Origin of the sequence: Marinococcus halophilus, from assembly GCF_002265875.1 — a bacterium.
GTDB lineage: Bacteria > Bacillota > Bacilli > Bacillales > Marinococcaceae > Marinococcus > Marinococcus halophilus.
On record NZ_NPFA01000009.1, the window covers coordinates 35,639 to 61,659 of the forward strand.

General features: G+C 47.6%; 27 protein-coding genes. 11 read left to right on the top strand and 16 right to left on the bottom strand.

Annotated features, from left to right (window positions below; all coding sequences use genetic code 11):
• Positions 1 to 50: 50 nt before the first annotated feature.
• Positions 51 to 422: a DUF2512 family protein gene (locus CHL76_RS10505; RefSeq protein WP_094908517.1), complete on the top strand. Its 372-nt coding sequence runs from the start codon at positions 51 to 53 to the stop codon at positions 420 to 422.
• 79 nt (positions 423 to 501) lie between these two features.
• Here CHL76_RS10505 and CHL76_RS10510 read toward each other — a convergent pair whose 3' ends face one another.
• The 3 genes from CHL76_RS10510 to CHL76_RS10520 all read right to left on the bottom strand — a co-directional run bounded on the left by CHL76_RS10510 (position 502) and on the right by CHL76_RS10520 (position 2,386).
• A complete protein-coding gene (locus CHL76_RS10510) occupies positions 502 to 1,215 on the bottom strand; it encodes a TraR/DksA C4-type zinc finger protein (RefSeq protein ID WP_079474252.1) in 714 nt (237 codons plus the stop codon).
• Between the two features lie 192 nt (positions 1,216 to 1,407).
• Complete coding sequence (locus tag CHL76_RS10515; RefSeq protein ID WP_079474251.1) at positions 1,408 to 1,941, bottom strand: GNAT family N-acetyltransferase; 534 nt, start codon at positions 1,939 to 1,941, stop codon at positions 1,408 to 1,410.
• Between the two features lie 13 nt (positions 1,942 to 1,954).
• Complete coding sequence (locus tag CHL76_RS10520) at positions 1,955 to 2,386, bottom strand: VOC family protein (protein WP_094908518.1); 432 nt, start codon at positions 2,384 to 2,386, stop codon at positions 1,955 to 1,957.
• A 193-nt stretch (positions 2,387 to 2,579) separates the two neighbouring features.
• Between CHL76_RS10520 and CHL76_RS10525 the strand changes: the two genes are divergently transcribed.
• Positions 2,580 to 3,365, top strand: coding sequence for an SDR family oxidoreductase (locus CHL76_RS10525; protein ID WP_079474249.1), 786 nt, complete (start codon positions 2,580 to 2,582; stop codon positions 3,363 to 3,365).
• Between the two features lie 24 nt (positions 3,366 to 3,389).
• Here CHL76_RS10525 and CHL76_RS10530 read toward each other — a convergent pair whose 3' ends face one another.
• The 3 genes from CHL76_RS10530 to CHL76_RS17200 all read right to left on the bottom strand — a co-directional run bounded on the left by CHL76_RS10530 (position 3,390) and on the right by CHL76_RS17200 (position 5,240).
• Positions 3,390 to 4,442, bottom strand: coding sequence for a C45 family autoproteolytic acyltransferase/hydolase (locus CHL76_RS10530; RefSeq protein WP_094908519.1), 1,053 nt, complete (start codon positions 4,440 to 4,442; stop codon positions 3,390 to 3,392).
• A 73-nt stretch (positions 4,443 to 4,515) separates the two neighbouring features.
• Complete coding sequence (locus CHL76_RS10535) at positions 4,516 to 5,067, bottom strand: GNAT family N-acetyltransferase (RefSeq protein WP_079474247.1); 552 nt, start codon at positions 5,065 to 5,067, stop codon at positions 4,516 to 4,518.
• Between the two features lie 2 nt (positions 5,068 to 5,069).
• Positions 5,070 to 5,240: a hypothetical protein gene (locus CHL76_RS17200; protein ID WP_179124009.1), complete on the bottom strand. Its 171-nt coding sequence runs from the start codon at positions 5,238 to 5,240 to the stop codon at positions 5,070 to 5,072.
• Between the two features lie 77 nt (positions 5,241 to 5,317).
• Here CHL76_RS17200 and CHL76_RS10540 point away from each other — a divergent pair, with 77 nt between their 5' ends.
• On the top strand, positions 5,318 to 6,121 hold the full coding sequence (locus CHL76_RS10540) for an alpha/beta hydrolase family protein (protein WP_079474246.1): 804 nt from the start codon (positions 5,318 to 5,320) through the stop codon (positions 6,119 to 6,121).
• Positions 6,122 to 6,185: 64 nt separating this feature from the next.
• Here the strand turns inward: CHL76_RS10540 and CHL76_RS10545 are convergent, their stop codons facing one another.
• The 6 genes from CHL76_RS10545 to CHL76_RS10570 all read right to left on the bottom strand — a co-directional run bounded on the left by CHL76_RS10545 (position 6,186) and on the right by CHL76_RS10570 (position 14,177).
• The gene (locus tag CHL76_RS10545; RefSeq protein ID WP_233133364.1) at positions 6,186 to 7,040 is read right to left on the bottom strand and encodes an STAS domain-containing protein; all 855 of its coding nucleotides are present in this window, start codon (positions 7,038 to 7,040) and stop codon (positions 6,186 to 6,188) included.
• Between the two features lie 159 nt (positions 7,041 to 7,199).
• Positions 7,200 to 8,999, bottom strand: coding sequence for an IucA/IucC family protein (locus CHL76_RS10550; RefSeq protein WP_094908521.1), 1,800 nt, complete (start codon positions 8,997 to 8,999; stop codon positions 7,200 to 7,202).
• Between the two features lie 39 nt (positions 9,000 to 9,038).
• Positions 9,039 to 10,355, bottom strand: coding sequence for a lysine N(6)-hydroxylase/L-ornithine N(5)-oxygenase family protein (locus CHL76_RS10555; protein WP_094908522.1), 1,317 nt, complete (start codon positions 10,353 to 10,355; stop codon positions 9,039 to 9,041).
• On the bottom strand, positions 10,345 to 10,935 hold the full coding sequence (locus CHL76_RS10560; protein ID WP_094908523.1) for a GNAT family N-acetyltransferase: 591 nt from the start codon (positions 10,933 to 10,935) through the stop codon (positions 10,345 to 10,347). The genes CHL76_RS10555 and CHL76_RS10560 overlap by 11 nt, the downstream gene beginning before the upstream one ends.
• Positions 10,916 to 12,676: an IucA/IucC family protein gene (locus CHL76_RS10565; RefSeq protein ID WP_094908524.1), complete on the bottom strand. Its 1,761-nt coding sequence runs from the start codon at positions 12,674 to 12,676 to the stop codon at positions 10,916 to 10,918. The genes CHL76_RS10560 and CHL76_RS10565 overlap by 20 nt, the downstream gene beginning before the upstream one ends.
• Positions 12,663 to 14,177 carry a pyridoxal phosphate-dependent decarboxylase family protein gene (locus CHL76_RS10570; protein WP_094908525.1) on the bottom strand — a complete coding sequence of 505 codons (1,515 nt, stop codon included), beginning with the start codon at positions 14,175 to 14,177 and terminating at the stop codon, positions 12,663 to 12,665. Before CHL76_RS10570 ends, CHL76_RS10565 begins: the two co-directional genes overlap by 14 nt.
• 319 nt (positions 14,178 to 14,496) lie before the next feature.
• Between CHL76_RS10570 and CHL76_RS10575 the strand changes: the two genes are divergently transcribed.
• Both CHL76_RS10575 and CHL76_RS10580 read left to right on the top strand, forming a co-directional pair.
• A complete protein-coding gene (locus CHL76_RS10575) occupies positions 14,497 to 15,309 on the top strand; it encodes a PRC-barrel domain-containing protein (RefSeq protein WP_094908526.1) in 813 nt (270 codons plus the stop codon).
• A gap of 122 nt (positions 15,310 to 15,431) precedes the next feature.
• Positions 15,432 to 16,607 carry a DUF4317 domain-containing protein gene (locus CHL76_RS10580; protein ID WP_094908527.1) on the top strand — a complete coding sequence of 392 codons (1,176 nt, stop codon included), beginning with the start codon at positions 15,432 to 15,434 and terminating at the stop codon, positions 16,605 to 16,607.
• 84 nt (positions 16,608 to 16,691) lie between these two features.
• Here the strand turns inward: CHL76_RS10580 and rlmD are convergent, their stop codons facing one another.
• Positions 16,692 to 18,080: a 23S rRNA (uracil(1939)-C(5))-methyltransferase RlmD gene (gene rlmD / locus CHL76_RS10585; protein ID WP_094908528.1), complete on the bottom strand. Its 1,389-nt coding sequence runs from the start codon at positions 18,078 to 18,080 to the stop codon at positions 16,692 to 16,694.
• A 129-nt stretch (positions 18,081 to 18,209) separates the two neighbouring features.
• On the opposite strand from rlmD, the gene CHL76_RS10590 reads away from it, so the two are divergent.
• Both CHL76_RS10590 and CHL76_RS10595 read left to right on the top strand, forming a co-directional pair.
• Positions 18,210 to 18,707, top strand: coding sequence for a GNAT family N-acetyltransferase (locus tag CHL76_RS10590; protein WP_079474238.1), 498 nt, complete (start codon positions 18,210 to 18,212; stop codon positions 18,705 to 18,707).
• Between the two features lie 14 nt (positions 18,708 to 18,721).
• Positions 18,722 to 19,447 (top strand): potassium channel family protein, encoded by a 726-nt coding sequence (locus tag CHL76_RS10595; RefSeq protein ID WP_079474237.1) that lies wholly within the window; start codon positions 18,722 to 18,724, stop codon positions 19,445 to 19,447.
• Here the strand turns inward: CHL76_RS10595 and CHL76_RS10600 are convergent.
• Entirely contained in the window at positions 19,435 to 19,965 is a 531-nt protein-coding gene (locus CHL76_RS10600) for a GNAT family N-acetyltransferase (RefSeq protein ID WP_179124008.1), read from the bottom strand. The genes CHL76_RS10595 and CHL76_RS10600 overlap by 13 nt on opposite strands.
• A 166-nt stretch (positions 19,966 to 20,131) precedes the next feature.
• Here CHL76_RS10600 and CHL76_RS10605 point away from each other — a divergent pair, with 166 nt between their 5' ends.
• The 4 genes from CHL76_RS10605 to CHL76_RS10620 all read left to right on the top strand — a co-directional run bounded on the left by CHL76_RS10605 (position 20,132) and on the right by CHL76_RS10620 (position 23,892).
• Positions 20,132 to 21,112: an aldo/keto reductase family protein gene (locus CHL76_RS10605; protein ID WP_079474236.1), complete on the top strand. Its 981-nt coding sequence runs from the start codon at positions 20,132 to 20,134 to the stop codon at positions 21,110 to 21,112.
• A gap of 128 nt (positions 21,113 to 21,240) precedes the next feature.
• Positions 21,241 to 22,764, top strand: a complete 1,524-nt coding sequence (gene exaC, locus CHL76_RS10610) for an acetaldehyde dehydrogenase ExaC (protein WP_094908529.1) — start codon at positions 21,241 to 21,243, stop codon at positions 22,762 to 22,764.
• A 40-nt stretch (positions 22,765 to 22,804) separates the two neighbouring features.
• Complete coding sequence (locus tag CHL76_RS10615; protein WP_079474234.1) at positions 22,805 to 23,176, top strand: DUF779 domain-containing protein; 372 nt, start codon at positions 22,805 to 22,807, stop codon at positions 23,174 to 23,176.
• Between the two features lie 143 nt (positions 23,177 to 23,319).
• Positions 23,320 to 23,892, top strand: a complete 573-nt coding sequence (locus CHL76_RS10620) for a GNAT family N-acetyltransferase (RefSeq protein WP_079474233.1) — start codon at positions 23,320 to 23,322, stop codon at positions 23,890 to 23,892.
• Positions 23,893 to 23,920: 28 nt separating this feature from the next.
• On the opposite strand, the gene CHL76_RS10625 is transcribed toward CHL76_RS10620, so the two are convergent.
• Positions 23,921 to 24,808, bottom strand: coding sequence for a diacylglycerol kinase (locus tag CHL76_RS10625; RefSeq protein ID WP_094908530.1), 888 nt, complete (start codon positions 24,806 to 24,808; stop codon positions 23,921 to 23,923).
• Between the two features lie 117 nt (positions 24,809 to 24,925).
• The gene (locus CHL76_RS10630; protein ID WP_094908531.1) at positions 24,926 to 25,861 is read right to left on the bottom strand and encodes a helix-turn-helix domain-containing protein; all 936 of its coding nucleotides are present in this window, start codon (positions 25,859 to 25,861) and stop codon (positions 24,926 to 24,928) included.
• Positions 25,862 to 26,021 lie beyond the last annotated feature (160 nt).

A 26,021-nucleotide genomic window follows, 5' to 3' on the forward strand; every position in this document is an offset into this window, starting at 1 on the left:
TTTTTATACGCTGCAGTCTCCGGCTGATCTCATATTAGGAGGTGAACCATTTGCCACATTTACTTCCACTTTTTATTAAGTTTGTTGCGATGGCTGTTTCGCTTGGCCTGCTGCTCGGTGCTGTACTTTCACTTCTGCCCGGCTGGACTATCGTTTTGTTAGCTGTCGTGCTCACTCTTCTTTCTTACGGGGGCGACTTAATGATGATCCCCCGTGTGAAAAATCCTACGGCTGTGCTTGCAGGTATCGGCCTCGTATTTGTATTAGTATTGCTGACTGTTCTGATTTTCACTGGCAACAGCGCGGAAACATGGGTAGGAGCTGTGATTGCCGGGGTTATCGTCGGGGCTTTTGAATACCCTTATCATAATTACCTGCGCAGTAAAATAATGAGCATGAAAGGAAACAGCCTGGTAAATTAATATTTTGGTCCCCAAACGGCCATTCTTATGAACCAAGGGCAGCCCGTAATGATAACGGGCTGCCCTTGGTTTATCTGCTTTATTTTTTGTCCTGCGAGTTTTTTTCCTGTTTTTTTCTTTCTTCAGCAGAATTCCGGCTTCCCTGCCACTGTTCTTTCTGGTCGGCGGTATTGCCTGTATCTTCTCCTTCCATGTCAGCAACGGAGGCGTCTTCTACTTTTTCCACCCGTCCTTCTTCTTCCTCCTCTTCTTCCTGTTCACTTGTGTAGCCGGTCATTTCCGGATCGTCGGACGGCGTTTGGGAGGTACTATGCTCACTTACTGCTTCCCACGCATCTTCTTTATCGAAAGCTACATTTTCCTCCTGCCGCTGCTCACGTTCTGGCCCCGGGTTGACTACATCTTCTTCCACCGGGTGGTCCTGCTCGGGTTTGTCACTGCTCGCATGATCTACACACCGCATCGTTTCGGGAACAATTTCAAGCCGTTCGTACGGAATCTCTCTGCCGCAAATTTCACACTTGCCGTAATTTCCGTTTTTCATTGCTTCAAGGGCATGATCGATATTTTCGAGCTGTTCGCGCGCCTGATTGTTCAATGCTGCATCTTTTTCCATTTCATGCAGTTCGGTGCCCTGGTCGCCTGGATGGTTACTGTACTCCGACAGTTCACCGATCGTTTCTGTATTATTATTTTCGTCCCTTGTTTCTTCAACTTCAATTTTTTCTTTATTTTCTTCTTTCATTTCTAAAAGCTGGTTTTTTAATGTTTTTTCCTGTTCTGCCGTAATCATTTGTATCCCTCCAGTATTTTCTACTCTCTCTTTACCCGATTACCGGCTCTGTTGAAAATACTTTTTTCGTCAAAAGTGTTTTGCCTTTCTCACAGCACTGGTTTCGCTGCTCTCTTAGTGAACGCTTACCCTTTTTACCTCGATTCACCGATAGGTAAACACCGATAGTTCCCGGAAGTCACTTCACTGGTTCTATTCTGCATTGACCAGCCCATAGACTACCTGGTTTACATAGCCTTCCCGGAGGCGTTCCGATTCTATTAAGACCCCTTCCATTTTAAAACCCAGTTTTTCGGGGACAGCCCTGCTTTTTTTATTTTCTTCTGCGCAGCGAATTTCCACCCGGTGCAGGCCCATACTGTTAAAAGCATACTTTGTAAAAGCCTGAACCGCCTGAGTCATGAGGCCTCTTCCTTCATATTCCTTCCCGAGCCAGTAGCCGAGGCTTGTTTTTTTGTTTCCCCAGTCTATTTCATGGTAATTAATAATGCCCGCCAGCTTTCCATCAAATATTAAACCTGCTCGGAATCCTCCTCCCTCAGCTGCCTGCTGGAGCGTTTTTTCGATGCTGGCGGCGGTATCATGCACCGATTGGACACGATCCACCCAATTCATCCATTCTTTTAAGTGTTGGCGATTGTTATCGATCAGGGCAAACAGCTCTTCTGCATGCTCTTTTTGGAGCAGCAAGAGCTCCAAACGTTCCGTAATGTTATATGAAAACATTCCATCTTCTCCTTTATTCTAAAATCAGCATATTCTGCTCATCAAACTTCCAAAATTCTGCATATGCCGCTTCCCAAATGTAACCATCCGGATCTTTAAAATAACCACTATAACCTCCCCAGAATACCCATTCCGGTTCTTTTGCCACCCTTCCGCCTGCAGAGGCAGCCTGCTGAATAATGGCATCCACTTCTTCGACAGACTTGGCATTATATGCAAGAGTCATTCCTGAAAAACCCTGGCCCGGGTCCTCTACTTTCTCCCCCGTTTCTTTCGCCAGCTCCTTTAGTGGATAAAGCGCCAGCTTAGTGCCTTCGTTATTAAAAAAAACAATGCCCGGGGCGTCCTCTTCTGTATTAGTTTCAAAGCCGAGTCCATCCCGGTAAAATTGCACGGAAACAGTCATGTTCCTGACCCCAAGGGTAATCAGATTAATTCTATTCATATAATCAGCCTCCGATATTAAAATTTCATAAGTGCTGAACACCCTTAGTAGGTAATTCGCCGGGAGCCTGCGCATTCCCTTTCACACAGCTGAAGCTGACCCGCAATGTATCCGGCCCAAGGAGCGTTTCGCTTTTCATCCAAACGGGAACGGCTCATTACTACCATGATTTCCATAAGGGGGCATACGATTCATGAGTAAAACAATATTTATTACCGGTGCCGGTACAGGGCTTGGAAAAGGCACAGCACTTGGGCTGGCTAAAAAGGGCCACCACGTAATTGCAGCAGTCGAGATAATGGCTCAGATTACCAGTCTGCGGGAGGAAGCAGAAGCAGCAGGAGTAAATCTTGAAGTAATTAAGCTTGATATTACCAACAAACGGGACCAGGAACTGGTCGCTGACTATGACTACGATATTTTCGTTGCAAACGCAGCCATTGGTGAAGGCGGGCCGATAGCTGAAATACCAGTTGACCGCGTTCGCGATATTTTCGAAACCAACGTATTCAGTACGCTCGAAAACGCCCAGATCGCCGCAAAAAAATTCGTGGAAAAAGGCCGGGGCAAAATAATCTTTCTTAGCTCCATTGCCGGCATAGTAGGCATGCCTTACCTTGCTGCTTATGCCTCCACCAAGCATGCCATTGAGGCTATCGCCAAGGCGATGAAGGCAGAGCTTGAAGAATTTAACGTCCAGGTAGCAACCATCAATCCCGGTCCGTATGAAACCGGCTTTAATGACCGGATGTTTGAAGAAAAATGGAAATGGTACGATCCTAAGAAAAATTTCACGCCTGAAAAGTCGATCGGCGAAATGGAACAAATTCTCGACAGCCAGTTTGATCCTGATGACATGATTGCCAAAATGGTCGAAGTGGTGGAAGCAGATCATCATGCCTTCCGCACAGCATATCCACAGGAGGCCGAAGACCAGATGAAGCAGGAGGAACAGAAAAACTGGGACGCCCGTATATAAAAAATAAACCGGCCAGGTGCCGGTTTATTTTACGTTCTGGTCCATATGAAGAAACTTCATGCCGGTATCCACCTGGCCGTACATATACTTCTCAGGTACATCTTCACCTTTTAGCCAGCGGGAAAAATCGATTTCATACGGCTTTTGGTCGCCTCCGAGCGCGAACCACGCTTTTTGTTCCCGCAAAAGATAGCCGGATGTGTGAATGGTGCCCGCCCAGCTATGGTAATTATCCGAAAAAACGCCGCCTTCGGTATTGTTCAGCAGCCGGTACGCTTGTTCCGCCGAAGGAGCTGTTTGCTTTTCCTGCTTCATCACCGCCTGGCGGGCTTTTGAATCCACCAGATAATGACGGTTCTCTTCCGGCATTTTTTCAAAGTGGTTGGTGCATGCATGGTCTTCCCGTGCAATCACTCCACGCGGCGATGCCTCCACAACTTGAGAGGTTCCCTTCATGTCCTGCACCACGTAGCTGAACGAGTGGCGGTGCGGTATTTCCTTCAGCATGTCGACAGCTTCCTCCACAGAAGCACACACCTCTAATATTAGGCGCCCAATCATTGAGCAGATAAATCCATCTCCCGGCTTTTTCCGGTGCATAAAATTATAGCCCATCGCAAGCTGTTTTTCGTTCATTCCGTCCATCCGGCCGGTTACCCGCTGCGAAGGGCCAACCATCGCATAGCCCTGATCCGTCGGCTGAAACAACGTGTACCTGCCCTCGTAGGTTTTTGGGTGATAGTCATAATTACGAACCAGATAATTATCCCCTGTCATAATAGAGCAGCCTGATTTAGGTATTTCAAGACGATAGCCGGAAAAATGCATAATAATTTTTTCCATATCCCACTTTAAGCCGTCCTGCAGACCTTCAAGCTCTTCCCAGATGCCGGGCGCCAGATTCATAAACATTTCTTTGGTTTCCTTTATGTCCACTTGAAACCGGAGCTTGCGTATTTTCCATTGCTTGTCCCGGTTTTCGACAGACAATGACCCGGCGAGGTGTTCTCCCTGGTATTTGCCAAATTCGTAATGGGTGCCGCGAAACTGCACCACGCTACTGTAAATTTCTTTCACATTGTCACCTTCATTGAATAATTATTTTCCCGCTGGGTTTCATAAAGTGAAAAACCGCCTGGCTGCAGGCGGCTTAGCGATACTTTTCCCGGTATTCCTGTTCAAGTATGCTCATTATCACAGCGTGGTAGTACTGATGATCGTAGTAACGGCACTCACGCTTCATTCCTTCGTGAACAAATCCAAGCTTTTCGTATACATGAATCGCGCGGGTGTTAAACGAGAAGACTTCGAGCTCAATCCGGTGGAAATTCAATTTCCCAAACCCATATTCAAGCATCAGCTTGGTTGCTTCTGTGCCGAAACGCTGTCCTATATAATCGTCAAAAACGACCATTTGAAACCTTGCCTGGCGGCTTGCCGGCGTGTCGATGTCAATAAACGAAGTGTCTCCGATTAATTGATCATTTCCCTGCATGAAAATGCCGAGGCGGACATCTGCGTGGGCATCGCCCCCTTCAATGTAGCGCTCTACATCCTCCAGCGTATAAATATGATTCGTTCCTGTAAACTGGCGGGCAATCTGATTATTGTTAAATGCTTCATACAAAGCCGGTACTTCTTCTTTCGTATATGGACGCAGATACAGCTGCTCCCCTTCAATTGCTTTTACTAATGACTGCATAGTTACCCTCCATTTATTTCCTGGTTATCCCGATATACGACCATCGCGCTGAAATAAAAGAAATTCATTCCAAACTGAATATCCGTTACTTCAATGCCTGCGTCGTCCAGAAAAGCGTTCACCTTCCTGTCAAGCCCTTTATCGCTTATGGCGTAAAACGTTTTTATTCTCACGTCTCTATTCCTCAGCATTTTCTATTATCTATTGTACCAAAAGCAGGTATGATAAAAGGAGAACAGGAGGGAAAAATATGGAACGAATTTATTACGGTAAGCATACAGAACAATTCGGGGATCTTCGCATTCCGGAAGGTGAAGGGCCTTTTCCTTTAGCTGTGGTTATTCACGGCGGGTTTTGGAAAAAGCCATTCGGCCTTGATATTATTCAGGACGTGGCAGAGGATTTAACCCGGGAGGGCATCGCCACATGGAACATTGAATACCGTCGCATCGGCCATGAAGGAGGTGGCTGGCCCGGTACGTTTAATGATGTTGGCAGGGCTGCAGACTATGTACGTGAGCTCGCAGCCATTCACCCTATCGACGTTCGGCGGATATTTTCTATTGGCCATTCCGCAGGGGGACAGCTCGCCTTGTGGCTCGCTGCCCGGCCATTCCTGCCGGCTACCAGCGAATTATCCCATTTCGCTGAACCGTTATCCATGTACGGGGCTGTGAGTCTCGCCGGTGTGCTTGATATGCACCTCATGCACGAGATACACGATTACCGCAACAAAATCACAAACGCCCAGGAGCCCATGGACCCTGTCGCAGATCTGCTCGGCGGCTCCCCGGATGAATTTCCTGAGCGCTATACTGAGACGTCGCCGTTTGACCTGATTCCTATTGATGTCCCCCAGATACTCGTGCACGGAGCGCTCGATGTGAACGTACCTGTTGGCATCAGCGCCCAATATAACCAGGCGGCAAAAATCGGCTACCGGCCTATCAAATATCTTGAGCTTCCCGACGCAGAGCATTTTATGCTTACTGATATCCAGACAGAGGCCTGGAGCATGATTAAAGAAGAAATCCATGAGATGCTGTCTTTATAGATTTATTTACGGGAAAACGCCAACAATACCTTTGATAGCAAAAAAACCGGTGTGGACACCGGCTTCATTGAGACTGGAGATGGAAACCAATATGCTCCAATGCAGCTTCAAGATTTCTTGAAATATGGATGTTCATTTTTAAAATTTCATTATTGCTTAATTCGTGCTGGGCGATCGCCGGGGATATACCTGTGAGTAAAATGTTAACCCCCATCAGCTTCAGGGCGTGAATGACGTTAATAAACACGTGTGGAAATTCACCATCCACAATTACCAGCCCGGACAGATCAATTACAAGGTGTTCAATTTTTTGGTTCGCCGCGTACTCCAGAACAGTCCGGGTGATAATCTCCGCCCGTTTTTCATCAATGATGCCCTGGACCGGGAGTATAGATATGCCAGTGCGGACCGGAATGATCGGCACATTCAAAAAACCGAGATTGTACTGTGTATGGTCGAGTTCGATGATATGGGCAAGCACATCCCCCATAGCTTTTAAGTAATCCACGTCCTCCTGGCTGAATATTTTCTCTTCCGGATCCATGACGCACAAGGTACCGAATACGTTACCATCCAGGTCGGTCAGCGTGACGCCGAGGAAGCCTTTCATCTGAAGCTGGGAGGTGACCTCCAGCTCCTTTGTCATGACGTCTCTGGTCAAGTTCTCGGTACAGAAAGCATCTTCTTCATTCATAATGATCTTTCTGCAATATGTGTCGCTATATTTTACCGAATAGCCTTCTGGAATAATCTCTTCTTTCTTATTAAACGTGCTGATAACAGTCATTTCATTGTTGCCTCGTTTGGTGATGTAAGCTGTATTAACATCAAGCTGATCTGCTATAATATCAAATATTTTCCGCGAAACGGATTTAAGCGACGGAAATTCAGTCGAATCCAGGCTATACTCTTTTTGCAATTTATGTTCCTCCAACATTTAGATTGATTGTGGGGTGACTTGCACATTAGAATTATTATAATACTTTTCTTCCGCTCAAACAATCCATATGTCTTTAGTATTATATAAATGCATACTTATTATATTTTTTCATACAAAAAGCCAGGGAGCTTCCCTGGCTTAAGTGTAAGGTACGCGAACCATATATAGCGCGTTTTCAACGAATCCATGCTCTGAAGCGTGCGGCCGATCACCATCGTCTCCGTACCCGTAATCAAGCATGCGGTTCCGATTCAGGCAAAGCTTCACCATGGCTGGCTGAAAAAGGTTAAAAAGCTGGAAACGTTCAGCAAGCTCCGAAAAACGTTTTTGATACGCTTCAATTGTTTCAACTATCATTTTCCAGAATGTATGCTCTGCAAGTAAGTTTTCCCGGTCAAGCAGATCCGACAGGTAGCGGAAATGGCAGATAAACAGCCCCGTGAAGATAAACTGCACGAGTCCTTCCGGCGGTTCGCAGCGTAAAACCTGTTTCAGCCGGGCCGGCAAGCCTTTGAGCTCCGGCAGCTGCTGATCGCTCACATTTACGTCATCCACAAAGTCTTTCATAATAAGCCGGTGCGGCTTGTAGTTCTTTAACACCACGATCGTATTCTGGCCGTGCGGCGAAAAAACGGTGCCGTATTTATACATGTAATGCAGCAGCGGAGGAAGCACGGCATCAAATAGCTGTTTAATCCAGCCTTCTGTACTTAATCCCGACCGCTCCACGTATTCGAGCACCAGAGGCTTTCCATTCGCATCCTCGTGCAGAAGGGCCGCCAGCGTTACTGGTTTTTCGTCCTCTTCCACAGCCATATAAATACTTTCTCTCCAGACAGCCCCAAGCATTTCTGTATACTGATACGGCACTCCCTGCAGATGGTGAAACGCAGGGTGCGGCACATCGATCGTCTCTGTTTCCCCGAGGAGCCCCACCCTGCACGTATTCCTCAGGAACGAATCCTCGTCTCTGACCGTCTGAATCCACTTCGTCACTTCCGGGGCCGCCATGGTCCGCTCACTGGGAAGCCCCCGGTACACCAGCGTATTCAAAATACTGACCGGAAGCTTTACATGTTTTTTTGTTTTATGCTCTGTATTTACGAACGTGCGGATTGATTGCTGGGGCAGGTACGTATCCTCCGCATAATCCAGTGGAATGATCCATCCTCTGGCAATATACTCAGCGTAAAGCGTCACAATGCGGTTGTCCCACTGCCAGGTATGCACCGGCATGTAATAATAGTCCTCCGGCTCTCGCCCAGCCCGGTTGATAAGATCGCTAAAATGCTCCCGTTCGGTTCCACTCAATTCCTCTTCTATTAAACGATGGTAGCCATCAGCGTGTACCGTTTGAAACGAAGCTGCTTCCTGATGGACCGCTATCCAGAACAAACGAACCTCCTGCTTGTGTTCAGGAGCATAAGAAAGGTAATCCTGAAAGCTGAAGCCAATGCGGCCTTTATTGTAAGTGATCCATGGATGCCCGCCCATTTCTCCTTCAAGCTGCAAATAATCCATTTCCGCAAGCTCGGCAGCTGTCGTTTGTTTGTCCAGCAAATGGCAGTCTGCGGTCAGGGTATGATAATATTCTTTCAGTAAATGGCCGGCGGTCTCACTCGAGATTGGTGCCATTTGCTGAAGTTCAAGCAGAAAAGCATCTGCCCGCACAGGTACTTCCATATCGTGTTCTTTTTTTACAATGCTTTCCGGGTACACGTAGACACTGTCAAAAAGCCGCTTGCGTGCAGAAAATGTATAAACCGCTCCAGACGCTTCTACTTGAAGCATTTGAGGGGATCCTTCTTTTACAATCTCTGCTTCTATAATAGCTTCATACAAAAATTCCTGCAGCATCTTCGCTGTTAACCGCTGGTTCGCTTCCTCCCAGTGCCGCTGTTGGACGGCTCCAAAGGATTCAGCCGTATATGGATTCATCTGCTTTCTTCCCTTCTTTTTAAGATTAGGCTTACAGGTTTACGCGAAAACCCCGGTCTTTTCTCTTTCAAATTGCTGAAAAACATTTTTAGAACGGACAGGATAAACTTCCCGATCCGCGATTTGATTAATGATGACCGCATTCCGATGCGCTCCAAGCCCAAGATCCGGAGCTCCAACGCCGTGCGTGTGCATTTCCCCGTTTTGAATAAACACATGATGGTTCTTTTCAGTCTGTACAGCGCGGTACTTTTCATCAATCTGCAGACGCCCGTGATTATCACGCCGCAGGCTTGCTTCAATACCTCTTAAAAACGGCTGCGGAGACGGCTGATAGCCTGTAGCCGCGATTAGTCCTTCCGTTTCTTCGGTGTATTCCGTACCGTAGTTAATCTTTTTTAAAAACAGCTTCATTTTGCCGGCCAGCGTTCTCTCTGTGTTCATCACTTCCGTATTTGCCTGAAGAATGATGTCCTCGCTCGCCCCCCCGATCGTCTGTTCATAAAGCTCGTCATACACAGCAGCGATCGTGTCGGCGCTGATCCCTTTATACAAAAGATTCTGCTTTTGAAGCAGCTGCTCCTTTGTGTAAGAATCAAGGTGGTAGAAATAACTAATATATTCCGGCGAAAAATGCTCCAGCCCGAGCTTGGAATACTCCATCGGGAAAAATCCTGAAGACCTTGTATACCAGTGCAGCCTGTACCCGTACTCAGGCCGCTTCTTCAACAGATCGAGAAAAACTTCAGCGGCGCTCTGGCCGGAGCCTGCCACCGTAATGCTCTTTTTTTGAAGCAGTTCCTTCCTGCGGTACCGGTAATCAGCAGAATGACAGACATCTTCTCCTTTTTCTGCCCAGAGAGGAAGCGACGGTTTTGTGCCCGTGCCCGTCACGATGTGCCGGGCATAGTAGTATTCTGGTGTCTCAGCATTCGAACGCACCGCTTCCACTTTATACAGCCTGCCTTCTTCTAAAAAGGATACATTGGTCACACGCCGGCCAAACCGGCAAGAGGAAAGCTTTTCCGCTGCCCACTGGCAGTAGTCATTGTATTCAAGACGCGGGATATGAAATTTTTCATAAAAATAAAAAGCATACAGCCGGTCCTTTTCCTGCAAATATTGCAAAAAGGAGTAGGGACTCTTTGGGTCTGCCATCGTGACCAGATCAGCAAGAAAAGGAACCTGCAGGCTGGTGCCATCAAGCAGCATGCCGCCGTGCCACTCAAACGCTTCATTTTCATCCAGGAATACGCCCTGGATTTCCGCTACGTTTTCCACAAGCGCTGCCATGCCCAGGTTGAATGGGCCAATGCCTATGCCAAGTACATCATATACTTCTGTTTCAGCTCCCACCGGCTGTACCTCCTTCAAATGTCTCCCGTCTGCAAACCATGAGAAGCCCCCGTTTATCCGGCAGGTCTACCGGCTTCACAGACTCAAACCCCGCTTTTTTAAACACATGAATCATTTTGTCGTTGGTGATATCGGGTTCTGCGATAATCCGGGCAGTCCGGGCGTATTGGAACTGCACCGAAAGCATAGCCTTTAAAAGCGGCAGGGCGTAGCCTTTCCCTGTTTCTTCCGGAGGCCCAATCAAAAGATGCACGCCCTGATCTGCCGGTTCCGCCCTGTAATAGGAACCAATTATGTCATCCGCCGCCCAATACACTTCCCAGTAGCTGACGGGGCGCCCGTCGAGCTCTCCGATGTAAAGTGTCTGGTGGGGATCATTTAGCGCCTTGTGCAGATGGGTCCGATACTTACTTTCACCCATATTCAGCTGCCAAAACGGCACCACGTGGGTCTCGTGCATCCAGCCGTGCAGCATGTGAAAGTCGGCCTTTTCATCAACTGCACGGAATTGAATACGTTCACCTTCAGCCCCGTCCGGCTCCCGGGTAAAAATATGAGAATTAGATGGCTGGGCTTTCATGCTGCAAGCACTCCTTTTCGGTCAACGGATTTGAAATAAGAATATAAACGGACTGTTCCGCAAGGGAGCCGACCAATTCATCCATATCAAAAAAGCGGGTCAGCAGATTACCCTTGGAAGGGATTGTTTCTTGTTCAAGAAGGCTTTCGGTTAAAGAGGAACGGCCGAATGCTTTTTCTGCATCTTTAAGCTCCTCGCGGAGTATTCGCAGCAGCTCCGCTTCTTCAATCAATTCTGAAGCTCCGAAGCCGTTAATCAGTCCAAACAAATGGTTGATAAAAAAGTAGTAACGAAAGCGCTCGTCTGCAATATCATCTACGCATACAGTATCGCTTGAGGCATTCAACTCCGGCACGTACTCTTTTAAGTGTGCTTCCTTCGAGCGTGCAAAATAGTAGCCCTGGTTGTCCCGGTAGTAAAACACCTGCGGATAGCCGCCAGTAAAACGCACAACGGAATTCTGCTGGTGGGCTTCAAGCGCAATGCCATGGGTCATATACAGCCAAAGCATCGGATGCAGGGAGATTGATAAGTACCGCCGGAACCAGTCCCGGCTTACTTCGGCAGTGCTCCGGTTTTCCGCCCGGGCAAGGCTTCGGATCAGATTGCCCAGCATACTTCCTTCTCCGTAAGCATCGTGCACCAGCCCTGCGGTCAGTGACACCTGGTCGTCCATAGTTTCCTGAAAAGGGTTTTGCCGGATAATCGTTTCAAAGCCTGTTTCTTCTTCACCTTTAAGGGCGATATATGCCGGATCACGAACAATTTCAAACCCTGGGAAAAATTGTGATGCCTCTTTTCCAATCCTGCTCCGCATTAGCTTTTCCACTTCTACGCCGCGCGCCATTTCCTTTTTTTGGTTGACACGCAGGGAGTTAGTAATCTTCACCGGAATGGAGACTTTCAGCATATACGGTGACTGCTCATGGTAAAGGGTCCGGACCGAGGAAGTCGCTGTAAAGCTCCGGCCGGCCGGGCCAAGATACGCTAATTCTCCTTGCTCTATTTTCCGCTGAATGGAGCCCTTCCGAAGCAGAGCCTCTGCTTGAAGCGGATGCACCGGAAGCAGGGCATAGCCATCATCCAAACGGCAATAGTCCTCTTTAAATAATTCCTCTGTCTCTGGAGCATTTTGGAGCTCGTTTTTTACGATAGCCGCCGCGCTTTCTTTTTCCATCGATGCTTCCTCTATCTGCTCTGATGGCGCCCGGAAGAAATGCAGCTGAAAACGTCCGCCGGTTTCCGGGGAATACAGGTTTCTTTCCTCTTCGCGTTCCATTCCCTGACGGCTTTTAGGGGTCGGGTGCAGTAGATGCCCGAGCAGCAGGGCCTGTTCTGAATCAATGTAACGGGAGATGATTTCTCCCTTTTGCTCTTTGCGTGCTTCCAAAAACCACTCTGTGAGCTCAAAGCTCTGCAGCACCCGCTGCATCATCTCTTCTTCTCCTCCGTTATCACCGTATTCAAGCGAAAGTTCCTTCAAAAGCAAAGCCCCGGCGGTCAGCAAATCAAGCTCAAGGAGGGGGCCGCTTTCCAGGGTTTTATAACAAAGCGGAAAATGAAAGATATGCCGGTGGGTCAACGAGCGGTATTTTACCGGCAGGATCAGTTCAATTTTTTGATGGGACAGCTCCACGCGGCATTCCGCTTCTCCCCAGGCGCCGCTTCCGGTTTCACGCAAATAACAATTGATAAAGCTCTGCATCGAAGCTTCTGCTGCTTTCTGTTTAAAATTCAACACTTTTCCTCCTTCGTAGAAGTTCAATTTCCCGTCCTGCTTCAATGACCGCCTCGATTACATGATCAATATCTTTTTCTGTCGTTAAAGGATTCAGCAGAGTGCATTTTAAAAACTGCCTGCCATCTATTTTTGTTTTGGCAATGACCGCTTCGCCTGAAGCATATAATTGCTGCTGAATTTCTCTATTGATCTCATCCTCTTCGGCTTTTGCAAAGGAATGCTCAGGGTCGTATTTAAACACCACTGCATTCATTTCCGGCTTCATTACTAGGTGCAGCGCTGGCTCATCGTTAATTTTTTCCGCGAGGCACCCGGCCTGTTTTAACCCATGGCCAATCATTTCCGACCATTTTTTCGTGCCAACAGTACGGATCGTCATCAATAATTTAAGTGCATCGAATCGGCGGGTTGTCTGCATCGAATAGTCCACAAGGTTCGTAAAGCCCTGCTCTCTGTCATCCTCCGGATTCAAATACTCCGCCCCATGCCTGATAAAACGAAAACTATCCCGGCTCCTAACCAAAAAGGCCCCGCAGCTGACCGGCTGATAAAATAGTTTATGAAAATCCACCGCCAGGGAATCTGCGTTCTCTATTCCTTCAAGTTTGGCAGTGTGATCACTGCAGAGCGCTAACGCCCCGCCAAACGCTGCGTCCACATGCATCCACAGATTCTCTTTATCTGCCGTATGATAAATATCTTCGAGTGGATCAATGCTTCCAAAATTAGTAGTCCCGGCAGTAGCTACTATAGCAATTGGATGATCACCGGCTTCCCTTGCCTCCTGAATAAAGGCTTCGAGCTTTTCGGTACTCATCTTTTTATGCTCATCTGCCGGCACTCCTATTACTGCCCGTTCTCCCAGGCCAAGCTGAACTGCCGATTTTTTGACTGTAAAGTGTGCTTCCTCTGAACAAAAAATTTTAAATCGTGCTGCTTCCGAAGGAAGGCCATCGGCTTTTACATCATGGGACAATTTCCGTGCGCAGTACTGGTCTCTTGCAAGCAGCAGCCCCATAAAATTCGACTGCGTGCCTCCAGTCGTAAATGTTCCCGCAGCAGCTTGAGGCAGCTGGTACAATTCACACAGCCAATTCACTACTTCTATTTCTACTGCTGTCGCTGCCGGACTTTGATCCCAGGAATCCATCGACTGGTTTAGAGCACTTACAATTACATCTGCGCACACCCCGGACAAAAGCGGCGGACAATGCAGATGCGCCATCGCATGAGGGTGGCTGATGTTTAAAGAGCGTTTCATAATATGCTCCATTACTTCCTCAAGCACACTATCAAATGCATGTTCCTGCTTTATATCTTGAAAGAAATGCTTCATCTGCGACTCTCCTGCTGCGGGCACAGGCCTTTCACTTTCTTTGAAAAATTCCGCTATATAGGCAGACGTCCGGGTTAACATTTCAAGAATTCTGCCCTGATCACCAACGTTGGTTAGAAATTCATTATCAAATGCGGTATGGGACTCTTCCTTCACAACCGGCATATCGTCTCCTCCATTATTTGGTATTTGCAGATAATGAGAATCATTATCAATTAATTCAAAAAAATAAAAGCTCCGTTTCAAGCTCTTATTTACAGCGCATACACTAATTGAAAATGATTATCAAAGTCAATGTCTTTTGGAGAATTGATACAAAGGTTGGCCCTTCCCTTCACGATCTGTTAGGTCTATTCCCCTTCCCCCGCTGAAATCGAGACTTAGTAATCATGTAACTTAAAACAAGCCAGCCTTTAGTTTAAAAACATCCCTCTCAGGCAATAAGCCGGGTATCAGCAATTATTTTCTTCAGGAGATGCAGTAATTGCTCGTACGCACAAAAGATTTTCAGGCGTTTTGGATTTCAGCTACCAATGAGGAAGCTGTTGGAACGGTTTCTGACGTTTATTTTGATTCCAGAGGCGAATGGAAAGTTAGATTTATCGTTGCTGATACCCGTACGTGGTTTGTGGGCGGAAAAGTTCTGCTCAGTCCCAAACTAATTGACCGGATGGATCTGGCCGGCCAGGCCATTCAGATGAATGCTTCGAAAGACCAGATTAAAGACAGCCCGAAGCCGGACGAACATGAACCTATTTCCCGTTCGTATGAATCTTCAGTGTTAAATTATTACAACCTGGAGCCTTATTGGATCCCAACAGCCGGAAGCACCGGCACCGGACCTGCCATGCCTGTAGGCGGACCGTTTGCCCCGACGGATGACGATGATAATAATGCGCGTCCTGCACGTGACACAGCGGTCACCGGCGCAGAAGAAAATGAAATGGAAGCTGCCCGGAACAAAGAAGACTACTATCTGCAGAGTACGAAGGATCTCCGCGGCTATGATGTCGATGTGAGCGGTGAAAACATCGGCACCATTTCTGACGTTGTTTTTGACACAAACGACTGGAGTGTTCAGTTTATCGAAATCGATACCGCTGGTGCCCTTTCAAGTGACCACTCTCTTGTTCCAGTGGAACGGTTTAATCAGTTCAGTGCTATTGACGAAAGTGCCACTGCCAGTGTGAGCCGCGAAGCTGTAGAACGTTCGCCTGATTACGACTCCTCCATGACGCTGACCGATGACTACGGCGAAGAAATCCGCCGTCACTTCGGCAGCCCATCGAACAGATAAATGCGAGAGTCCCACTGCTTAAATGCAGCGGGCTTTTTTATACCAGCCGGAACCAGAATCTCTATGATATGTTAAAATTAATAAGCTAATAATTCTTCAAACAGCTCAGGAGTGGACTACCAATGGATAAAAAAGACATTGCCGATCTTCGCAGGCAATTAAAAACAGACAATGACCTGCTAACCATTTCCGACATTTTTAATGTCTACATAATGAAAGAAACAACCGAGGTTTACCACCATCAGAGCCACCCGTTCGAAATGCTCGACAGCGACCAGCAGGAGCTGTTTATGGCCAATTTCAAAAAAGTTCTCACCGGGCAGCTCGATGAAAAGCTATTCGAGCTGAAATTTCAGCGGGACATTGAAGACTCCAGCCAGCTCATTCTTCACAAAGGTCTTTTGAGCCGCAATGTTGAAGACTGGAAGGAACAGATGCTTCGCATAACTGAAAAAATGATCGAAGACCATCCGTATGAAAAAGATACCGTTATTACCTTTATCCGTGCCGATTATTTAAAGCCGGCAAAGCAGCGGAACGAGGAGGCAGAAACGAGTGACCGTGATGCGGTGTATTCCAATGCTTTTATTCTCTGCAGTATTAATAAAACAGAAGAGCCGCAAAAAGAAATGCAATTCGACTATATTGAGAAGGAATTCAAATACAAGGTCGAGGCCGATCCAGTTATCGATCTTAAACATCCGATGGCCGGCTTTTTGTTTCCTGCAATGACCGACGGGGCCGCCGATGTCAATCATGTGCTTTACGCGGCCTCAAAGCCCAATGATCCGGACTACCGGTTCATTGAGGACGTGCTGAACGGCGAAGAGATCATCACGGCCAAAGAAAACAAAACGGTATTCGAGGATATTGTAAGAGACGTGGTCGGCGACCAGGTGAATCCTTCCACGCTTGCGAACGTCTACGGAGAAATTCACCGGGTCGTCGAAGAAAACGAAGAGGATACCTCGCCGACGCTTGACTATAGAGACGTCGAACGGGTACTCCAGCAGAGCGGCGAGCAGGTGGAGACCGATAAAGTAAAAACAGCCTTTCAGCGGGTGACCGATAACGAAACGTACGAGCTGAAAGCAAGCAGCATCGTGCCGAAATACAACTCCAAATCCATTAAAATCAACACGAAAATCGCCAACATCGCGATCAGCCCGCAGGATCTTGAATACGTGAGACAAGTCAATTACCAGGGAAAGCGGTGCATTATGATCGAGATTGAAGAGGACGCAGAGATTGAAGGTTTTAAAATGCTGCCGGAAGCTTTTGGGGAAGATAATCAGTAATAAAACAAGGAAGGCCCCGCCCGGGACCTTCCTTGTTTTTGGTATCCAGTTGAATTGCCGGCGTGCTTTCTGCAGGCTCCCACTTTACTTTTTCACTAATTTCGTGGCTACTTCCACATGCGTCGTCTGCGGGAACATGTCTACCGGCTGGGCCTCGACGACCTCATAGCCGCCTTCCACGAGGTGCTTTAAATCCCGGGCGAGTGTCGCCGGGTTACAGGAAACGTATACGATACGTTCAGGCGCTACCTCAAGCATTGTATCAAGCAGCTGTTCGTCGCAGCCCTTCCGCGGCGGATCCACCACAACGACGTCCGGACGCAGGTCGTTTGCTTTGACCCACCACGGCATCACTTCCTCTGCTTTCCCTGCCGCGAAGGTTACATTATCAAAATGATTCAGCTGGGCGTTGCGCTTGGCATCACTCACGGCCTGCGGCACTACCTCCACGCCGTACACCTGACGGGCTTTTTCTGCGAGGAACAGGGAAATAGTACCGATGCCGCAGTAAGCATCAATAACCGTTTCATGACCGCGCAGGTCCGCATACTCCAGCGCTTTATCGTACAGCGTTTTTGTCTGGACCGGGTTCACCTGGTAAAAGGACCGCGCGGAGATCGCAAACTTCACGCCGCCAATGTGGTCGTAAATGTAGTCTTCGCCCCATAACGTTTTTGTTTTTTCGCCAAAGATCACGTTCGTGCGCTTCGTATTCACGTTTTGAACGATGCTTGCGGTATCCTTTACTTCATTACGCACAGCTTCGATAAAAGCCTGCTCGTCCGGGATTTTCTTTCCGTTTGTGATAACGACAATCATCAGCTGGCCGGTGGTCGGTGCATAACGTGTTACGACGTGGCGGAGAAACCCGCGTCCGCTTTCTTCATCGTAGGCGCTCATGCCAAACCGGCTGGCGATATCCTTTACCTGCTGGACAGCACCGTCGTTTTCTTTCTGCTGAATAATGCACTCATCCATATCAATGATGTTGTGCGTCCGTTTCTGGTAAAATCCTGCTTTCAACCGTCCGTCTTCTTTCACACCGATCGGCACCTGGGCTTTATTGCGGTAGCGCCATGGGTCCTCCATCCCGATTGTATCGCGGACCACTGCTTCGTTGAGGCCACCGATACGTTCGAACGCGTCCTTCACCTGCTTATGCTTATAATGGAGCTGTGCCTCGTAGGTCATATGCTGCAGCTGGCAGCCGCCGCATTTTACGTAGATCGGGCAAGGCTTTTCCGTCCGTTCGCTGCTTTCTTCAAGAACGGTAATCAGCTTTCCAAAGCCATATCCTTTTTTCGTTTTAATCACCTTTGCCTGGATTCGTTCGCCAGGCAGAGCGTAAGGGATAAACAGTGCGTATCCTTCGACTCTCCCTACCCCGTGTCCTTCGTGAGTTAAATCTTCAATTGTAGTCTCTATTAATTCATTTTTTTCTACCGGGGCTTCCGGCTTGTTTTGCTTACTCATTATTTCGTTCCTTCCGTTCATTCTAGTCTGTCAGCAAAATTGTAACACAGGAACGGTTTGGCGTCCGTCTGTTCGCACGCTATAATGTAGGAATACCCGAAGCAAACAGCTTAGAACGGAGAGATACATATGAAGATTCGGCTGATCGAGCCAGCCGACGCCAACGATCACCTGGCGTTTACGCAACAGCTCGATAATGAAACTTCTTATATGCTGATGGAGCCGGGAGAACGCAAGCCAACGGCCAACCAGCATCAGCATATGGTGAACGAGTTTATTATGAAGGACCGCCTTGTGCTTTTTATCGTGGAGGATGCGGGTACAGTTGTTGGACACGCAATGGGCGTTGGGGGCAGCACCATTCGCAACTGCCGGACCGCCTCTGTTGTTATCGGCCTGCTCCCGGCATACCATCGCCTGGGCATTGGAAAACGGCTGCTCCGGCATCTCGAAGCATGGGCCAAAGAGCGCAGGCTCCGCCGCCTGGAGCTGACCGTTATAGAGGACAATACTGGGGCCCGGGCGCTATACGAGCATTTTGGCTTTCAGGAAGAAGGAGTTAAACAGGACTCGCTTTTTGCCCACGGCACGTACGTTAACGAAATCATGATGGCTAAACTGCTGTAGAAGGGGGCAACACTGTGCGTATTTCATTTGAAGCAATTTATGAGCTGATCCTTGCCGCTCTTTTAATGTTTTCATTGACGGTAGATCTGCCGTCGGACCAGGCACGGGCACTCGATATATTTATTTATGTATTATTTGTTATTGACTTTACTGTCCGTTTTTTTGCAAGCGACAACAAATGGAAATACATTAAAAACAACCCGCTGGAGCTGATTGCTATTTTACCGCTCGGGGAAATTTTCCGTGCTGCCCGCCTCGTTCGTCTCTTAAAAGTTCTGCGTTTGATTGTGCTTTTCAGCCGGAAGCACTCTCCGTTTGACGTGTTTTTTTCTAAATACCATATAGACAGGGCTGTCATTATTGTCGGCGTGCTTCTGTTTGCGGCCAGTCTTTCCATGCGCTGGATTGAACCCGATTTTCACACATATGAGGAGGCGCTTTGGTGGGCAATTGTCACCACTACCACAGTCGGGTACGGGGATTTCATTCCTGTGACAACAGCCGGCAGAATTATTGCAAGCATTCTGATGATCGTCGGCATCGGCCTGATCGGTGTTGTAACCGGAACCGTAGCTGCCTTTTTCTCCCGTGACAACCGTACGCTTCCACCCGAAGCCCGGCACGTGCAGGAAACCCTAAACCGCTACCCGAAAATTACCACCAGAGAAATGGATGACATGATTGCTTCAATCGAAAAGTGGAAGGAGCGCTACAAAAAAGAGGAAGATCAATCATCATAATTGTCTTCCTCATCTACGCCGATCACCTGGCTGCGGCGTTCAAGCAGCACCACGTCACGCCAGCGCCCCTGCATCTTGCCGATCCGCTCCCGTATGCCTACTTCACGGAAGCCTTTACGCCGGTGAATCCGCAGGCTGTAGTCATTTTCCGGAAAAATGCCGGCCTGAAGCATCCAGTAGCCCTCCGCTTCCGCTTTTTCAATCAATGCCTCCAACAGCGTGCCGCCTACGCCCCGGCCGCGCTCGTCCTGGTGGATATAGACACTCGTCTCGCCTACACCTTCATATACTTCCCTTCCGGAAATTGGTGCGAGTGCGGCCCAGCCGATTACTTTTTCGGTCGTGCTGTCAATGGCAACGAGCCGGCAGGCCAGGTCGTGCGTTGCTGACCACAGCTCCCACGACGGTGCCTCCGTTTCAAAAGTGGCGTGTTCACTCATAATGCCCATTTCGTATATGTCCCGGACCTCGGGCCAGTGCTCCTTCTGCATTCTCGTTATGTAATAGTCCACCTGCATCCCTCTCTTATCCTGCTTTTTTTCCTAGAATAACATACCTGTTTTTCTTTTGTTTGCTTCAACATTTGTTTCCGGCTTGTTTACAATTCTTTAAACAGAGGAATACCCTTCACGTAACCTGTCTTTTTGCCGCAGCGAATTATACTTATGAAAAGGACGTGTTGGTATGAAATATCGTCGATTGGGCAATTCAGGCTTGAAGGTAAGTGAAATCGGCCTCGGCAGCTGGCTCACCTACGGTTCATCCGTGGAGGACCAGACCGCCGGGAACATTATTCAGCATGCTTATGAAAACGGCATTAATTTCTTTGACACGGCAAACGTCTATAACAGAGGTGAAGCAGAAAAAGTCGTAGGTAAAGCACTCAGCTCCTACAAGCGCGACAGCTACGTGCTCGCTTCAAAGGTGTATTTTCCAATGGGAGATGGCCCGAACGACCGCGGGCTTTCCCGTAAGCATATTATGGAGCAGTGCGATGCGAGCCTCCAGCGGCTGGGAACTGATTATATGGATCTGTACCAATGCCACCGTTATGATCCTGATACTCCTTTAGAAGAAACAATGATGGCCCTTGACGACCTCGTACGCCAGGGGAAAATATTGTATTACGGATTCAGCGAATGGTCCGGCACCCAAATCAGCGATGCAGCCCACGTGGCCGATAAGCGGAATCTTCACCGGCCGGTGTCGAATCAGCCAATCTACAATATGCTCGTGCGCTACATTGAAAAAGAAGTCCTTCCAATCAGCGAACGGGAAGGACTCGGCCAGGTCGTCTTCTCCCCTCTCGCCCAGGGCATCTTAACCGGCAAGTACCGTCCGGGGGAACAGCCTCCTTCCGACAGCCGGGCTGCTAATTCAGATATTAATTTTGCGATGGAACGCTTCATGGACGACCGCATTCTTGAAAATGTCGTGAAACTGGAGGATTTGGCCCGTAACGAACTCGGCGTTAAGCTTTCCCAGCTTGCTCTTGCCTGGATTCTCCGAAAACCGGGCGTAAGCTCTACCATCGTCGGGGCGAGCCGTCCCGAACAGCTTGACGAGAATTTAAAAGCGGCAGAGCTTGAGCTTTCAGACAGCCTGCTTGACGAAATTGACAGCACCCTGCAGGAGATCGAACACGTTACCTCAGGCCTTCATTAAAACAATCCCCGCCGGCACCGGCGGGTTTTTTATTTTTAAACTTCTATATTTTCATTATTTTTAATTGGTGCTATAATGAACTTGTGTAAACGTTTCCAATTTTTCTCTAATACGAAGGAGGATTTTGCATGAGATACGATGCACCAAACACCCCTGAAAGCCTGGTACATTTTAAAAACAAGTATGACAACTTTATTGGAGGCGAATACAGGGCGCCGGCCCAGGGCGAATATTTCGACAATGTCAGCCCGGTCACCGGTACCGTTTTCTGCCAGGTCGCCCGGTCAACGAAAGAGGACGTTGACGCGGCTGTAGCGGCAGCAAATAAAGCAAAAGAAGCCTGGGGCAAGACCTCGACTACAGAACGTTCCAATATTTTAAATAAAATGGCGAACCGGATGGAAGAAAACCTTGAAATGCTTGCGGTTGCCGAGACCTGGGAAAATGGTAAAGCGGTACGTGAAACGCTGAATGCTGATATACCGCTTGCTATCGACCACCTGCGCTACTTTGCGGGCGTCATCCGTGCCCAGGAAGGAACAATTGGCCAAATTGACGATGATACAGTAGCTTATCATTTTCACGAGCCGCTTGGCGTCGTCGGGCAGATTATTCCTTGGAACTTTCCAATCCTTATGGGCATTTGGAAAATCGCTCCTGCCCTAGCTGCCGGGAACTGCATTGTGCTGAAACCAGCCGAGCAGACGCCTGCTTCGATTTATAAGGTACTCGAGCTAGTCGAAGATCTTCTTCCGCCGGGGGTACTGAATGTAGTCAGCGGGTTTGGGGTCGAAGCCGGTAAGCCGCTCGCTCAGCATGAAGGCATCGACAAAGTGGCATTCACTGGTGAAACAACCACCGGCCGCCTGATCATGCAGTACGCGTCAGAGAACATTATTCCAGTAACGCTTGAGCTCGGCGGCAAATCACCGAACATTTTCTTCGAAGATGTGATGGCCGAAGACGACTCGTATCTCGACAAAGCGATCGAAGGGTTCGTAATGTTTGCTTTAAATCAGGGGGAAGTGTGCACGTGTCCGTCCCGTGCCCTCATTCAGGAATCCATCTATGACAAATTTATCGAGCGTGCCATTGAACGCGTCAAAGCCATCAATGTCGGCCATCCGCTTGATACTGACACTATGATGGGAGCCCAGGCTTCCAAGGAACAGCTGGATAAAATCCTTTCGTATTTGGATATTGGGAAACAGGAAGGCGCAGAAGTGCTCGTTGGAGGCGACGCGGCCCAGGTGGACGACGAAGACCGTTCGCAGGGATATTACGTGCAGCCGACCATATTTAAAGGAAACAACAAAATGCGCGTATTTCAGGAGGAAATCTTTGGCCCGGTATTGAGTGTGACTACCTTTAAAACAAAGGAAGAAGCCATGGAAATCGCCAATGATACGCTATATGGCCTCGGCGCAGGCGTCTGGTCCCGGGACATAAACACCGCGTACCGGTTCGGGCGTGCTCTCCAGGCCGGCCGCGTATGGACCAACTGCTTCCATGATTACCCGGCCCACGCAGCGTTTGGCGGCTATAAGAAATCAGGTATTGGCCGGGAGAACCATAAAATGATGCTCGACCATTATCAGCAGACGAAAAATCTTCTGGTCAGCTACAGCGAACAGCCTAAAGGGTTCTTTTAAGCATCCGGCGGCCAGGAGCATTTAAAAAGGAGGAAGTGTTATGGCAGTAGAGCGTGTAACCGCTACTGACGCTGCCCTTGAACTGATCAACAAGCTGACGAAAAGACACGGTCCGTTAATGTTTCACCAGTCCGGTGGCTGCTGCGACGGCAGCGCCCCGATGTGTTACCCGGAGGGCGATTTTAAAACCGGTAACAGCGACATGTATATGGGCGATATTGGCGGCGCTCCGTTTTATATGTCGAAGGATCAGTTTGAATACTGGAAGCACACGCAGCTGATTATAGACGTTGTCGATGGCCGGGGCGGGATGTTTTCCCTTGAAGGACCGGAAGGCAAACGATTCTTGACCCGCTCGCGGGTGTTTTCTGAAGAAGAACGCACAGAGCTTGAACAAAATTCTCCTGTTTAACCATTGAGGCATTCTGCATTTGCGCAGAATGCCTTTTTTCTGCTTTCTGTGCCTATTGTCATTTCGGGCATTTCTTATTATTCTATAATTAACAAAGAAATAAGCACCGTTTGAGGGCGCGCTACAGTAAAGGATGAAGGCCTATGCATCATTCATCAACATCACCTTTTAGACCCTTCCCCACCCTGGAGACGTCAAGGCTTCGCCTCCGGGCCCTGCGTTATTCAGATCTTGAGGATATTTACGAATATGCTTCTAATCCACTTGTCTCCCGTAACGTTTTATGGGATGCCCACAGAAGCCGCGGGGAGACAAAGGATTTTTTAAATATCACGATGAACTCCTACAAGTACGGCGACCGGGCGCCGTTTGGCATCGAACGCAAGGATTCCGGGAAAGTGATCGGCACCATCGATTTTGTTCATTGGGATCGCGGTCATTCTAACGGAGAAATTGGCTATACGCTTTCCCCGGACCATTGGAATCAGGGGTTTGGCTCGGAGGCAGCCCGGGAAATTATCCGCTTCGGCTTTGAAGCCATGGGCCTGCACCGTATTGAAGCCCGGTGCTTCATTGAAAATACCGCTTCAGCCAAAGTTATGGAAAAAGTCGGCATGGTGCACGAAGGCACACTGCGTCGGTCGCTGTTGATTCAGGGCGAACGACGGGACGTAATGATCTACGCTATTTTAAAATCAGAGTGGAAAAATAATTAAAACAGCCGGCGATGCGGCTGTTTTTTATTTATGGGCAGAACAGTTCGATATGCTGATGTAAATTTTCAAACGATGTCGGCAGGTGACCGCCGTATTCCCCATCAAGATTCAGCTGCATATCCCCCCGTGCTTCAATGTGAAGCTGTTTTGCTTTAAAGTATTTAATCTTTGGATTTTCCAGATGCTTTCCGCGCACGGCCTGGCGCAACAGCTGGCTGAATTCAAACATGGTCATTTTCTGTACGATCAATACGTCAAAATAGCCGTCATTGTACTCTGCCTGCGGCAGCAGCTTTTCAAACCCGCCGACGGAATTAGTGTTGGATACGAGAAACATTGTGATTTCTTCTTCAAGGACTTTTCCGTCATATTTAACGGTTGTCATTTGCGGTTGCAGCGACCAAAACTTTTCAAACCCTTTAATAAAATACGCGGCCTGCCCAAGGGCTGTTTTCAGCCCCTTTGGTGTATCATAGGTAAGTTCTGTCAGTTTTCCGCCTGCGGCAATATTAATAAAATACGACCCGTTCGCTTTTCCTATATCGATTCCCTGAGTACGCCCGCGCGCGACCACATCACAAACAGTCTTCATTTCTTTTCCCTGCAGACCCAGTGCCCGCGCAAAATCATTTGTCGTGCCGGCGGGAATGAGCCCTACTTTAGGCCGCCACTCCTGTTCGGCGATCCCGTTAATGACTTCAAAAATAGTGCCGTCCCCGCCCGCTGCAATTACTGCTTCGAATCTGTCCTCTGAAGCACGCCGCGCCTCAGCCCGGGCATCCCCTCCCCCCCGGGTCATGAAGGCCGAGGTCTCGTAACCGGCCTGCTCCATTCGGTCTAAAATATAAGGCACCTGCCGTTCCATCTGCTCTCTGCCGGACGTTGGGTTGTAGATCACCCTCGCTCGTTTTCGCATATTATAACCCCTATTACATCGAAGATTTCATTTCAATTTGAATCATATATAAAAGCACTATCTTTGGCCGTTATTGTTACATACGTCACTAATTAATTGTATACTATTGTTGATTCATTAAACAGTCGCGGCTGTAGGATCGATGCTGCCAGGCTGAAAATATGGTCGCTGGGCCAAAGCAGCACGCTGAAAACGCAGGTAATTTTGAAGAATAAAATCATAAAAAATTGTTTGACCTTTTTCTTCTAAATAAAACAAGGATTTTTCCATACAACGCAACGCTTCTTTTATATTACCTAAATAGTATAAACATATTCCTTTTTCATAATAAATTTCACCTAAAAGGTATAAGGATTCTTGATCAAATACATACTTGAGTCCTTCATTAGCTGTTGCGAGACCTTTCTCAAATTGCCTCGAACTCCCGTATACCACACACATATTAAAATAGATCTTAGATTGTGTCGGTCCCCAAAATTCTATCGGCAGCTTTTTATACAGCTTTTGTGCTTCTTGAAAGTAATATATCGCTTTATCAAATTCATAGACATCCATGTAAATAGTACCAAAATTAATAATTATTCCTATATCTTCTTCAGTCACACTTAACGCTTCTAATTTAATGTCTTTCGCTAATTGTAGTAAATCAAGTGCTTCTTCTTTTTCTTTAGTTATTTTAAAATGAGTTATTGCACGTTTCCACAATAAAAATTTTTGATGTACTGGTTTCCGAAATAGAGGATTTTTCAGTTCTTGCCTAATAATATTCATGGCTTCTCCAAATTCATAATGCCTTATTAATTTATCTATTCTATCCTTTGTATCACGTATATAATTAAATCTGGGAGCTTCATGATCATCAAAGAAATAGCTGATTTTCACTCCTAATTTAATTGAAATTAAGTTCAAAATTTCAGCCGTAGGATGCATTTGTTCATTTTCAATCTTAGAGATTGCTTTTTGAGAACAAATTCCTTTTGATAATTCTTTTTGACTTACTTGGTAGTATTGGCGTAAATCTTTAAGTTTTTTGCCTAAAGTTAATTCTTCCATAAGCTCCCTCCATTTAAGTACTATAGTTCTTAACACTTACATTGTATCATGTATTTTTACGAAAATCGTACATGATTGGAAATTACAGCTATTAAGAGCCTCTGCAAGATTTAACTATATATGTAATAATAAATTCAGACTTATTAAAGTTATTAAGGAG